The organism is Enterobacter roggenkampii (genome assembly GCF_001729805.1).
GTDB lineage: Bacteria > Pseudomonadota > Gammaproteobacteria > Enterobacterales > Enterobacteriaceae > Enterobacter > Enterobacter roggenkampii.
In genome coordinates, this window is sequence record NZ_CP017184.1 from 2,247,733 (window position 1) to 2,259,821 (window position 12,089).

Below are 12,089 nucleotides of genomic sequence, written 5' to 3' on the forward strand. Positions count from 1 at the left end.
AACATCCTCATTCTTATAAAACGGAATGAGGGCGTTACTTTGGCTGCACATATTGGGAAATTTGCCATGACTCTGGGGGCGCTGCTGGTCAGCGGCCAGCTGTTTGCTCACTCGCACGGCCACCAGATGACCGAAGCAGAACAGAAAGCGGCGAACGGCGTGTTTGAGGATAAAGACGTGAAGGACAGAGCGCTGTCTGACTGGGACGGCACCTGGCAGTCGGTCTATCCGTTCCTGCTCGATGGTTCGCTGGATCCGGTCTTTAAGCAGAAAGCGCAGAAGGATAAAAGCAAATCCTTTGATGAGGTGAAAGCCTACTACCGCACGGGTTATGCGACGGACGTGGATGCCATCGGTATCGAAAATAACGTGATGGAGTTCCATCAGGGGAAAGCGGTCAGCCGCTGCCAGTATGATTACAGCGGCTACAAAATTCTGACCTACGCGTCAGGCAAGAAAGGCGTGCGCTATCTCTTTGAGTGCAAGGACGCCAGCAGCAAGGCGCCGAAGTTTGTCCAGTTCAGCGACCATACCATCGGACCGAAGGCCTCTTCGCACTTCCATATTTTCATGGGCAATACCTCCCACGAGGCGCTGCTGAAAGAGATGGATAACTGGCCGACCTATTATCCGAACGAGATGTATAAAGAGCAGGTGGTGGAGGAGATGTTGCACCACTAGGTTTTTGCTTTTGCCGGGTGGCGGCTTCGCCTTGCCCGGCCTACATTTGCTACGCCGCTTTGGGTGACTCGCACCATGCCTTCACGCTCATCCCGCGCAAAATCATCAGCCACGCCACAATAATCGCGGCCATCATAATCACAAACAGCGACCAGTGCGGCAGGTTGGTCAGGATGATACCGGTGATCATCGGGTTTGCCGCCGCGCCGAGCCAGCCCAGCGCCTGCGCGGAAAAATAGCTCGCCTTCATTCCCGGTGGCGCAATGTTGTCAATCAGCATGTATTCACCCGGGGCATAGATAATCTCACCCAGCGTAAAGATGGCGGCAGCGATGCCCCAGTAAACCAGGTTTTCCCCGGAGAGCATAAAGCCGCCCAGCCCCACGATAAAAAACAGGGTGGCGAGGGACATCAGCGGGCGGATATTGCTGGCTGAGATCTTACGGCCCAGCGCATATTGCAGCGTTACCACCACGGCGGCGTTGACGGGCAGCACCACGGCGACCACCTTTTCGGCGAAATCGCTGTCCGCATGTGCAGCGAGAACGTATTGCGAAATACAGCTCGCGAACGACCCGCCTACGTAGGACGCCAGCAGGCCAGAGAGCGTGTACCAGAACAGCGCGCGGTCTTTCAGCAAGACCGACGGCTGCCACGGCGTCTTCTCCTCGGCGGTATCTAACGCCACGCTTTTCTGCACAAAGAAGTGGATAAAGCCCAGCGGCAGGGCGGCACAGAAGGCTGCCAGCCAGAACGGCAGCTGCAGGCTGTACATCACCAGCAGGGTGCCAATCGGCGGGCCGACCGTCCAGCCAATGTTCAGGAAGCTGTAGTTCAGCGAGAAGACCCGCGCCTTCTGGCTGGAGGTGAGCACGTCGGAGAACCAGGCTTTCAGCACCGTCGAAAAGACGGAGTAGGCGCAGTTGATCAGCGCAAAGAACAGCACCACCAGCGTGACGTTATTGACCAGCGGGATCGCCACAAATCCGGCGATAAAGGCTACGATGGCGATCAGCATGTAGCGTTTTTTATCAAACTTATCGGCAAGAATGCCAAATCCCAGGCTGAACACCACGCCAATGGTCAGCGCAATCGTCAGGGCATAACCGATATTCTCGACGCTCATGCTGTAGACGCGCGTGAGATAAATGGTCATAAACGGCAGCGTTGCCCCCGACCGATGGTTAATAACAATGACGATGCCAGCAGCGCTGCGGTTGAGCGCCTGAGAGATGGTTTCATATTCCTGCCCGACAGTTGCTTATGCTTTTATTCGATGTGTGTTAACAGGATTACCATGACATAAGGGGCTTGTATAGCACCCGATTTATCCCTAAGTGCTTCAGCTGCCTGCCAGAAATAATGATCTTCTCGTGACGCACTTTTTTCTGTTACCTTGAAGTGTTAACAAATTATTAATAATTCAGGGGCGGGATATGACGCGGAAAGACGGGCTGCTGGCGTTGCTGGTGGTCGTAGTATGGGGGCTCAATTTTGTGGTCATTAAGCTGGGGCTGCACAACATGCCGCCGCTGATGCTGGCCGGCTTACGTTTTATGCTGGTCGCTTTCCCGGCCATCTTCTTTGTTGCGCGTCCAAAGATCCCCTTTAAACTGCTGCTGGGCTACGGTTTGACCATTAGCTTTGGCCAGTTCGCGTTTCTCTTTTGCGCCATCAAGTTCGGTATGCCGGCCGGTCTGGCCTCGCTGGTGTTACAGGCGCAGGCGTTCTTTACCATTATTCTCGGGGCGTTTGTCTTTGGCGAGCGCCTGCAGGGCAAACAGCTGGCGGGGATCACGCTGGCGGTGTTTGGCGTACTGGTGCTGATCGAGGCCAGCCTGAATGGTCAGCACGTGGCGCTGCTCGGGTTTATGTTGACGCTGGCGGCGGGGCTGAGCTGGGCCTGCGGGAATATCTTCAACAAGCTGATCATGCAGCACGAGGCGCGCCCGGCGGTGATGTCGCTGGTGGTGTGGAGCGCACTGATCCCGGTTATCCCGTTTCTGCTGGCGTCGAGTATTCTGGACGGTCCGGCGGTGATGCTGAACAGTCTGGTCGACATCGATATGACCACGATCCTGTCTCTCGTCTATCTGGCCTTTGTCGCCACCATTGTGGGCTACGGGATCTGGGGATCGCTGCTGGGGCGTTATGAGACCTGGCGCGTCGCGCCGTTATCTCTGCTGGTGCCGGTGGTAGGGCTTGCCAGTGCGGCGATATTGCTGGATGAAACGCTAAGCGCGCTGCAGCTGTTGGGTGCCGTGCTGATCATGGCCGGGCTGTACATTAACGTGTTTGGTCTGCGGGTTCGTCGGACGACGCGGGTAAGCGAAAAGGCATAAAAAAAGCCCCGCGTCTGCGGGGCAAAAACGAATCAGAAGCCGTGCTGATTATAATAAGGCACGCCTAATTCGTCGGATTTGTCGCTACCAGCACCCATGTGGTTGAAATCATAGGGCGACTGGTCATGTGCGGACGGCAAAATCATCGTATCCGGATTATTTTGCTGCGTTGCACGAGGGGTTTGCTCCGCGAAGGTCTGGCTGGAGAACAGCACCAGCAAGGCGAGGGCGGCGGAGGCGATAACTTTCATGATTTCCTCGGTTACGTCTGTGACAGGCGATGATTAACTACAGTGTTTTAACGGATACAGGTATCGGGATTCGCCCGGCACGCTGGTGATTCGGTACTTATGAGGCGGCACGTCAAAATAGTTCTTGAACGTACGCGTCAGGGTTTGTTGCGATTCAAAACCGTAACGCTCCGCCAGATAAAGGATCGGCTCATTGCTTTCTTTCAGTTTCTGGGCAATCTCCGTCAGCTTGCGGCTGCGAATATATTGACCTAATGAATGGCCGGTCTCTTTTTTGAACATCCGTTGCAGGTGCCATTTGGAGTAACCCGAACGCTCTGACACTTTTTCAAGGGAGAGCGGCGATTCCAGGTTATCCTCGATCCAGTCCAAAATGCTATGAATGGTGATAGCGTCAGTATTGCGTCTGGACATCGTCATACCTCTTTTTTCTGTTTACGGCAGGATTTTCTTCAGCAAAAGCTCAAGGGTTGCCACTTCATCTGCCGTTAAGTTTTTTGTTAGTTCCTGATGCAGTGTTTGTCCTACTAATTGATGACATTGCTCGCACATGGCCGCGCCATCGCTGGTCAGCTTCACCAGTACGCCGCGTTTGTCATTCGGGTTAGGGCTTCGTTCTATCCATCCTTTGCAGACGAGACGATCGAGCATGCGGGTTAACGCACCCAGATCGACAGAGAGCACCTTTTTCAGCTCAACCGGCGTGATACACACTTCGCAGCGAATGGAACACAGCACTTTGAACTGTGTTGCGGTGATATCCAGCGGTGACAGATAGTCATTGAGCAGGCGATCTTTTTTCTGATTGACCATATGAATAAGACGACCCAGCGGAACAACGTCGTTAAAGATATCACTGGTGCTTTTCACAATGGTTGCCCTGGCAAGTAATTAGTCACGGCAGATATTATTGCTCAGGCAAGTATAAGTCAACTGAATGAATCAGCCGATGCCACGAATTGCTAAAACGTTTCATGAACTTTTTTTAAGGTGTTTCAAATCATAGGGATAACTTCCTGTTATCTTTTCAGAAGGAAAATAATCGTTACGTTGCGCCCATGGCTGAATGTCACACTTTCCCCCTATAATTGCTGTGTTAAATATGGATAAGGACGACAACGCACTATGTTGGATTTGATTAAAGCAATCAGCCTTGGGCTGGTGGTCTTGCTGCCGTTGGCTAACCCGTTAACGACGGTGGCGCTTTTCCTCGGGCTGGCAGGGAACATGAACAGCGCCGAGCGCAATCATCAGTCGATGATGGCCTCGGTGTATGTGTTTGCCATCATGATGGTGGCTTACTACGCCGGGCAACTGGTGATGAATACCTTCGGGATTTCCATCCCCGGCCTGCGCATCGCCGGGGGGCTGATCGTGGCCTTTATCGGTTTCCGCATGCTGTTCCCGGCGCAAAAAGCGCATGAATCGCCGGAAGCGACCAGCAAATCGGAAGAGCTGGAAACCGAACCGAGCGCGAATATCGCCTTCGTGCCGATTGCCATGCCGAGCACGGCGGGGCCGGGGACCATCGCGATGATCATCAGCTCCGCGTCGACGGTGCGTGACAGCGCAACCTTCCCGGACTGGGTGCTGACGGTGGCACCGCCGCTGATTTTTGCGATTATCGGGATTATCGTGTGGGCATCGCTGCGCAGCTCCGGCGCCATCATGCGCTGGGTAGGCAAGGGCGGTATCGAGGCGATTTCCCGCCTGATGGGCTTCTTACTGGTCTGTATGGGCGTGCAGTTTATTATTAACGGCGTGCTGGAGATTATTAAGACCTATCATTAAGTTCATTGCCGGGTGGCGCTGCGCTTACCCGGCATATAAAACATTTATTAGATGAATATAAATCAATTCTGAAAAAATAACTTTTTAATTTAATCTGGGTCAAATAAGCACCACCAAGCTTGTTGCTTGTTAGCTCTTAAAGTAATGTACTGCACTCATTTCACTTAAGGATATTGTCATGCGTGCAAAACACTGTTTTCTCGTACTGAGTACGTTGCTGTTTTCATTTAATGCCACTGCCGGTTTGTTCGATTCTGCGCCCGAATTTAAATGTGGTCGTGAGGATGCCATTGCTGCTATGCAATCTAAAATCAGAGATGATGCAATGAGTAAATTGCAGGAAATGTATCTGGCAACGCCTTCGCAATTTTATGGAAAACCGCTTAAATCTTACCTGGAAAAAGCACAGCAAATAACTATTCAGTTGGAAAATGTCACAACGACACCGTTTGATAAAAATGATTCAAACCGCAGTTGTACCGCTAAGGTGACCCTCACCATGCCAACGGAAATTCTTGGGTTTATTGCATCCTATCCTCAGAAGTTAGGTGGGATAAATCAAGGGGGCGGCAAGGTGCTTAACAATAGTGTTCAATGGGAGAAGTTTGTTTATTTATTATCTCTGGCAGACAATGGCAAAGATATTTCTGCATCCTATGAATATTCTGGTAGGGATTATATTTCTCAGTCGCTGGCCGCTATGACTATGCTGGCAATGAATAAATCCGAACTTGAGAAAGCCGATCTCGATAACAAATTAAACAATGCCATATTTGCCTATTCAGAAAACGATGGTCAGTTAAATAATCTCTGGAAATCGCTTCCAGAGTCTGTCAGAGCCTCTATGAAAAAAGAACAGAATCTCTGGATTAACGAGAAGGCTAAAAGATGCGGGAAGATCAGTGATGCGTCTTCTACTGCCACGCCTGTTGAGACAAGAATCAAGATCTATCAGTGCCAGTCTGAAAGAACCTTTGAAAGATTTATCTATCTGGGTGGAGATGAAGAACGACAGTATTAATGCAAATGCTGTGGGTCAATCCGACCTGCTGATCTTGTAGGCCGGGTAAGGCGTAGCCGCCACCCGGCACAAACAAACCTCACCCGTGCTGCCCCTGTTCCTCCAGCGCCACCGGCCACTTACGGAAGATAAGCACGGACCAGATCAGCGCCATCAGCGCCGGAATGGCACCCAGATAGCCAATCGCCGACATCGACACGTGCAGGATGACCTGGTTTCCCACCAGCGCACCCGCGCCAATCCCCAGATTGAAAATTCCCGAGAACAGCGACATGGCGACGTCCGTCGCATCCGGCGCCAGGGCCAGCACCTTCACCTGCATGCCCAGGCCAATAATCATGATCGCCACGCCCCAGAACAGGCTGAGGATCGCCAGATGGCTTTCACTGCCCGCGGCGGGCATCAGCAACAGCAGACAGGCCAGCAGCAGGCCTATAGCGCTGCTCACCAGCGAGGAGGCGTGCCGGTTACCCAGCTTGCCGAACAGCACGCTGCCAATAATCCCCGCGCCGCCGAGGATCAGCAGTAAGACGGTGGCAAAGTTGGCGCTAAAGCCCGCCACCACCTGCACAAACGGTTCAATGTAGCTGTACGCCGTGTAATGGGCCGTTACCACAATGGCGGTCAGCAGGTAGATGCTCAGCAGCGCAGGGCGACGCATCAGCAGCGGCAGGCTTTTCAGCGAGCCGGAATGTTCGCTCGGCAGCGCGGGCAGCAGCTTAATCAGACACACCAGCGTCACCAGCGCGCCCATGCCGATGGCGAAGAAGGTGGTACGCCAGCCGAAGTATTGCCCCACGATGCGGCCAATCGGCAGGCCCAGCACCATCGCCAATGCGGTACCGGTAGCAATCAGGCTTAGCGCCTGCGCGCGTTTACCCGCCGGTGCCAGGCGAATCGCCAGCGACGCGGTGATCGACCAGAACACCGCATGGGCAAAGGCGATACCGACGCGGCTGATGACCAGCACCGTAAAATTCCACGCCATAAACGACAGCACGTGGCTCGCGATGAACAAGACAAACAGACCGATCAGCAGCCTGCGCCGCTCTATCTGGCTGGTCAGCAGCATGAACGGCAGGGACATCAGCGCCACCACCCAGGCGTAAATGGTCAACATAATGCCCACCTGCGCCGTTTCCATCTGGAAACTGTCAGCGATGTCAGACAACAGCCCAACCGGCACAAATTCTGTGGTGTTAAAAATAAACGCGGCAATGGCCAGCGTGACCACGCGTAGCCACGCAACCCTGCGGGAAACTGTGTTCGTTGTCATAGGGATGTCGGAGATTCGTTGCTGAAAAGAAGAGGAGACGATCTTAAAACGTTGAATGGCGAAAACTCAACCATTATGTGACGCAGATCTCAATATTTACCTTATGAAAGCGGTAGCCGGGAGCGCTGTTTTCATTGAATATAAAAGAACAACACAATAAAAACAGGCGGTAAGACAATGCAGGAGATTGATTTTTATCTGGTCGATGCGTTCAGCAATACCACGTTTGGCGGCAACCCGGCCGCCGTTTGTCCGCTCAAGGAATGGTTACCCGATGAGACCTTGCTGAAAATGGCACAGCAGCATAATCAGTCGGAAACGGCCTTTTTCGTCTGCACTAAAGGAGGCATTGAGCTACGCTGGTTTACCACGCTTACCGAAGTCAATCTCTGCGGCCACGCCACCCTTGCCGCCGCGTACGTTCTGTTTAATGAACTGGATTATCCCGACTCGCGGATCCACTTTGATACCGCCTCTGGCCGCCTGACGGTCAGCCGGGAGGGGGAGTGGATGACGCTGGACTTCCCGGCATGTCCAAGCCAAGAAGAGACGCCGCCGCCGGAGATGCTCTCGGCGCTCGGTATCCGTCATTACGTTGCAGCCCGCAAAGGGCGCGCCTGGCTGATCGTGCTGGATAATCGCCAGCAGGTTGAAGCACTCGCGCCACGCTTTTCGGCGATGACGCCGGGCGAGCATAAGGTGAGCGTGACGGCACGGGGTGAGGGGGAATACGATTTTGTCAGCCGCTTTTTCTCCCCCGGGGTATCCGTTCCGGAAGACCCGGTCACCGGCTCCGCGCACACCATGCTGATCCCATACTGGGGTGAACGGTTGGGGAAAACAGCCATGCTTGCCCGTCAGCTTTCCGCGCGCGGCGGCGACGTGCGCTGTGAGCTGAAAGGCTCGCGCGTGCTGATGAGCGGACAGGCTTCACTTTATCTGAAAGGCACAGTTTTTCTGCGCTAATAACCCATAACAAGAGAGGAAGAGACAATGCAGGAAATTGATTTTTATCTGGTGGATGCCTTCAGCGACAAAACCTTTGGCGGCAACGCGGCAGCGGTATGTCCTCTGGAAGCGTGGCTGCCGGACGAGACGCTGCTCAAAATGGCGCAGCAGCATAACCAGTCTGAGACCGCCTTTTTTGTACGCACCGACGGTGGGTTTGAACTGCGCTGGTTTACCACGCTCGATGAAATTAACCTGTGCGGCCATGCTACGCTTGCCGCATCGCACGTTATTTTCGAATACCTTGACTATCCGCACACTGAAATTACCTTCACCACGCGCTTCGTGGGCGAACTGACGGTGAAACGCAGCGGCGACTGGCTGACGCTGAACTTCCCCGCGTGGTCAACCGAGGTGGTCGAGAACCCACCTGCGCTGCTGTTTAGCGCGCTGGGCATCACAGAGGCAAAAGAGGTGCGCGTCGGACGTGATTACCTGGTGGTGCTGGAGAGCCAGCAGCAGGTGGAAGCGTTAACGCCGGATATTGGGGCGATGATCCCGCTGGATAAAATGGTCTGCGTGACGGCGCCGGGCGAAAAATATGACTTCGTCAGCCGCTTCTTCTGCCCGGGGGAAGGGGTGCCGGAAGATCCGGTTACCGGATCCGCCCACAGCATGCTGATCCCTTACTGGAGCGAAAAGCTGGGTAAAACGTCACTTTATGCCCACCAGGGGGCGCACCGTGGCGGGGATCTGCGCTGCGAAATGAAGGGCGACCGCGTGCTGATTGGCGGTCAGGCCACCCTGTACCTGAAAGGGAAAATCTTTTTGCGCTAACGGAGCGGTACGATAAGTTAATTGTATGAAGCACCCCGGCAGGCCTGCGCTATGTTGACATTTAGCCTCACAAAAAAAGCAAGGAGCCTGCCATGTATTCCATTACCTCTGAATCTGCACGTCACCCGGACATTCTCAGCCTGATCGCGGCGCTGGACCGCTATCAGAGCGAACTCTATCCCGCCGAAAGCAATCATCTGATCGATCTGGCTGCGCTGCCGGAAACGTCGCTGATCCTGATGGTCATTCGCGACCAGCAGCTTCAGGCCGTTGGTTGTGGCGCCATCGTGCTCAACGGCGACGGTACGGGGGAGATGAAGCGGGTCTATATCGATCCGGCCCATCGTGGGCAGCACCTTGGGGAGACGCTATTGGCCGCCCTGGAAGATGAGGCCCTGAGCCGTCATTGCCATACGGTACGGCTGGAGACGGGCATCAAGCAGCGCGCCGCGGTGCGTCTTTATGAACAGTGCGGATACGATTTGCGTCCGGCGTTTCCCCCGTACGTTGACGACCCGCTCAGCCTGTTTATGGAGAAGGCGCTGGTTGAAGACGTTCGTTTAGCAGCGCTATAAAGGCCTCCAGCTGGCGGGTCATTGCCCCGCGTCGCCACACCAGCCAGGTGGTGAGCCAGCGCCAGTTTTCTGCCAGCGGCCAGGCTTCAACCTGATGATGCCCGGGCATACTCTCCAGCATCGAGCGCGGCATCAGCGCGATGCCCGCGCCCGCAATGACGCAGGCGAGCATGCCGTGATAGGACTCCATCTCGTGAATGCGGCCGGGCGCGGCGCGGTCAGCGTGAAACCAGCTCTCCAGGTGCCGACGATAAGAGCAGTTGGCGCGAAAGGCATAAACGTCGCTGCCGCTCACCTGCGCGGCGCGTGAGATTTCCGCCTGCCCGGCAGGCGTGACCAGCATCATCTCTTCCCGATAGACCGGCATTCCTTCCAGCTCCGGGTGCGAGAGTGGCCCGTCGACAAAGGCGGCGCTCAGGGTTCCCTCCAGTACGCCATCAATCATCGTCCCGGACGGCCCGGTAGAAAGGGCAAACTGAATGCGCGGATAGCGCTGGTTAAACAGTGCCAGCGTTTCAGGAATGCGCACGGCGGCAGTACTTTCCAGCGCGCCGAGGGCAAATAACCCCTGCGGCTCATCCCCCGCGACGACCATGCGCGCTTCATCCACCAGGGCGAGGATCTGCTTGCTGTAGCGCAGGAAGTTATGGCCAGCCGGGGATAAACGTAAACGCTGGTTCTCACGAATAAACAGCTCAACGCCAAGATCGGCTTCCAGCTGGCGGATGCGGGTCGTCAGGTTTGACGGCACGCGATGCACCTTCTGCGCCGCCTGGGTGATACTGCCCGTCAGCGCGACGGCGTTAAACATTTCAAGCTGGGTTAAATCCATAGCGTTCTCGTTTCGTGAATAAGGTGGTTAGTATTATTCATTTTTAAGAAATAGCAGAGTGGGCCACAATGAATCAACCGAAAAACGTGGAGAACACCATGACTTATTCCTCTGCAACACATGCCTTCTCTGTCAACCCGGCAACGGGTGAAACCCTCGCCGCGTATCCGTGGGCGACGTCGGAACAGGTTGACCGCGCGATTTCTCAGTCCGATGCGGGCTATCGCCTGTGGCGTCGCGAAAGCATCTCCCACCGGGCGCAAAAGCTGCGCGATCTTGGCGCCGCGCTGCGTCATCGCGCTGAAGAGATGGCGCAGACGATCTCCCGAGAAATGGGCAAACCTATTCAGCAGGCGCGGGCAGAAGTGGCAAAATCCGCCGGCCTGTGCGACTGGTACGCCGAGCACGGCCCGGCGATGCTGCAGGCGGAACCGACGCTGGTCGAAAACCAGAATGCGGTCATTGAATACCGTCCGCTGGGGCCGATCCTCGCGGTCATGCCGTGGAACTTCCCGCTCTGGCAGGTGCTGCGCGGCGCGGTGCCGATTCTGCTGGCAGGTAACAGCTATCTGCTCAAACACGCGCCCAACGTCCTCGGCTCGGCGGAGCTTATCGCGCAGATCTTTGCGGATGCCGGTTTCCCTGAAGGCGTGTTCGGCTGGGTGAATGCCACCAACGACGGCGTCAGCCAGGCGATTAACGATCGACGTATTGCGGCGGTGACCGTCACCGGCAGCGTGCGTGCCGGGGCTGCCATTGGTGCTCAGGCGGGGGCCGCGCTGAAAAAATGTGTTCTCGAGCTGGGCGGCTCTGACCCGTTCATCGTCCTCAACGATGCCGACCTGGATCTTGCCGTGAAGGCGGCGGTAGCAGGCCGCTACCAGAATACCGGGCAGGTGTGCGCAGCGGCCAAACGCTTCATTGTGGAAGAGGGGATTGCGAAGACCTTTACCCAGCGCTTTGTCGATGCGGTTGCTGCGCTGAAGCTGGGCGCGCCGGACCAGGAAGAAAACTATATTGGCCCGATGGCGCGTTTTGACCTGCGCGATGAACTCCATCAGCAGGTGCAGGCGACGCTGGCGGAAGGTGCAACGCTGCTGCTGGGCGGTGAGAAAATCAGCGGTGAGGGGAATTATTACGCCCCAACCGTGCTGGCGAACGTCACCCCGGCGATGACGGCCTTCCGGCAGGAGCTGTTTGGTCCGGTCGCGGCCATTACTATCGCGAAAGACGCGGAGCATGCCCTGATGCTGGCCAACGACAGCGATTTTGGCCTGTCTGCCACGGTCTTTACCGCCAGTGATGCGCTGGCAGAGACCTTCTCCCGCGAGCTGGAGTGCGGCGGGGTGTTTATCAACGGCTTTAGCGCCAGCGATGCGCGCGTGGCCTTTGGCGGCGTGAAGAAAAGTGGCTTTGGCCGCGAACTTTCCCACTTTGGGTTGCACGAGTTCTGCAACGTGCAGACGGTGTGGAAGGATCGCGTGTAATCCCGCGATGTCGGCCCTCATCGCGAGGGCCGTTGTCATTAATCTGCA

At 55.5% G+C, this 12,089-nt stretch carries 13 protein-coding genes and 1 pseudogene; 8 read left to right on the forward strand and 6 right to left on the reverse strand.

Annotated elements, in window-relative coordinates; genetic code table 11:
* The first annotated feature begins 39 nt into the window (after window positions 1-39).
* Window positions 40-681 carry a metal-binding protein ZinT gene (gene zinT, locus BFV67_RS10520; protein WP_008502241.1) on the forward strand — a complete coding sequence of 214 codons (642 nt, stop codon included), beginning with the start codon at window positions 40-42 and terminating at the stop codon, window positions 679-681.
* A gap of 49 nt (window positions 682-730) precedes the next feature.
* Here the strand turns inward: zinT and ydeE are convergent.
* A pseudogene (gene ydeE / locus BFV67_RS10525) lies at window positions 731-1,923 on the reverse strand (efflux MFS transporter YdeE).
* Between the two features lie 194 nt (window positions 1,924-2,117).
* On the opposite strand from ydeE, the gene eamA reads away from it, so the two are divergent.
* Window positions 2,118-3,023, forward strand: a complete 906-nt coding sequence (eamA, locus tag BFV67_RS10530; RefSeq protein ID WP_021242508.1) for an O-acetylserine/cysteine exporter — start codon at window positions 2,118-2,120, stop codon at window positions 3,021-3,023.
* A gap of 32 nt (window positions 3,024-3,055) precedes the next feature.
* On the opposite strand, the gene marB is transcribed toward eamA, so the two are convergent.
* Genes marB through marR form a run of 3 tightly spaced genes read right to left on the reverse strand, consistent with a single transcriptional unit; the run spans window position 3,056 to window position 4,144 of the window.
* Entirely contained in the window at window positions 3,056-3,274 is a 219-nt protein-coding gene (marB, locus tag BFV67_RS10535; protein ID WP_008502238.1) for a multiple antibiotic resistance protein MarB, read from the reverse strand.
* A 33-nt stretch (window positions 3,275-3,307) separates the two neighbouring features.
* The gene (marA, locus tag BFV67_RS10540) at window positions 3,308-3,688 is read right to left on the reverse strand and encodes an MDR efflux pump AcrAB transcriptional activator MarA (protein WP_008502237.1); all 381 of its coding nucleotides are present in this window, start codon (window positions 3,686-3,688) and stop codon (window positions 3,308-3,310) included.
* A gap of 21 nt (window positions 3,689-3,709) precedes the next feature.
* Window positions 3,710-4,144, reverse strand: coding sequence for a multiple antibiotic resistance transcriptional regulator MarR (gene marR, locus BFV67_RS10545; protein ID WP_008502236.1), 435 nt, complete (start codon window positions 4,142-4,144; stop codon window positions 3,710-3,712).
* 255 nt (window positions 4,145-4,399) lie between these two features.
* Between marR and BFV67_RS10550 the strand changes: the two genes are divergently transcribed.
* Both BFV67_RS10550 and BFV67_RS10555 read left to right on the forward strand, forming a co-directional pair.
* Window positions 4,400-5,065, forward strand: coding sequence for a MarC family NAAT transporter (locus BFV67_RS10550; RefSeq protein WP_008502235.1), 666 nt, complete (start codon window positions 4,400-4,402; stop codon window positions 5,063-5,065).
* Window positions 5,066-5,243: 178 nt separating this feature from the next.
* On the forward strand, window positions 5,244-6,086 hold the full coding sequence (locus tag BFV67_RS10555) for a lysozyme inhibitor LprI family protein (protein WP_069598281.1): 843 nt from the start codon (window positions 5,244-5,246) through the stop codon (window positions 6,084-6,086).
* A gap of 79 nt (window positions 6,087-6,165) precedes the next feature.
* Here BFV67_RS10555 and BFV67_RS10560 read toward each other — a convergent pair whose 3' ends face one another.
* A complete protein-coding gene (locus BFV67_RS10560) occupies window positions 6,166-7,362 on the reverse strand; it encodes a sugar transporter (RefSeq protein WP_008503194.1) in 1,197 nt (398 codons plus the stop codon).
* Between the two features lie 177 nt (window positions 7,363-7,539).
* Between BFV67_RS10560 and BFV67_RS10565 the strand changes: the two genes are divergently transcribed.
* From BFV67_RS10565 to BFV67_RS10575, 3 genes are all read left to right on the forward strand, one after another.
* Window positions 7,540-8,328 (forward strand): PhzF family phenazine biosynthesis protein, encoded by a 789-nt coding sequence (locus BFV67_RS10565; RefSeq protein WP_025911142.1) that lies wholly within the window; start codon window positions 7,540-7,542, stop codon window positions 8,326-8,328.
* Between the two features lie 27 nt (window positions 8,329-8,355).
* Window positions 8,356-9,147: a PhzF family phenazine biosynthesis protein gene (locus tag BFV67_RS10570; protein ID WP_025911140.1), complete on the forward strand. Its 792-nt coding sequence runs from the start codon at window positions 8,356-8,358 to the stop codon at window positions 9,145-9,147.
* A gap of 92 nt (window positions 9,148-9,239) precedes the next feature.
* Window positions 9,240-9,722, forward strand: coding sequence for a GNAT family N-acetyltransferase (locus BFV67_RS10575; RefSeq protein WP_023292427.1), 483 nt, complete (start codon window positions 9,240-9,242; stop codon window positions 9,720-9,722).
* On the opposite strand, the gene ptrR is transcribed toward BFV67_RS10575, so the two are convergent.
* Window positions 9,676-10,554: a putrescine utilization regulator PtrR gene (ptrR, locus tag BFV67_RS10580; protein ID WP_069598282.1), complete on the reverse strand. Its 879-nt coding sequence runs from the start codon at window positions 10,552-10,554 to the stop codon at window positions 9,676-9,678. The genes BFV67_RS10575 and ptrR overlap by 47 nt on opposite strands.
* 98 nt (window positions 10,555-10,652) lie before the next feature.
* On the opposite strand from ptrR, the gene sad reads away from it, so the two are divergent.
* Window positions 10,653-12,041 carry a succinate-semialdehyde dehydrogenase gene (gene sad / locus BFV67_RS10585; RefSeq protein WP_025911135.1) on the forward strand — a complete coding sequence of 463 codons (1,389 nt, stop codon included), beginning with the start codon at window positions 10,653-10,655 and terminating at the stop codon, window positions 12,039-12,041.
* Window positions 12,042-12,089: the final 48 nt, after the last annotated feature.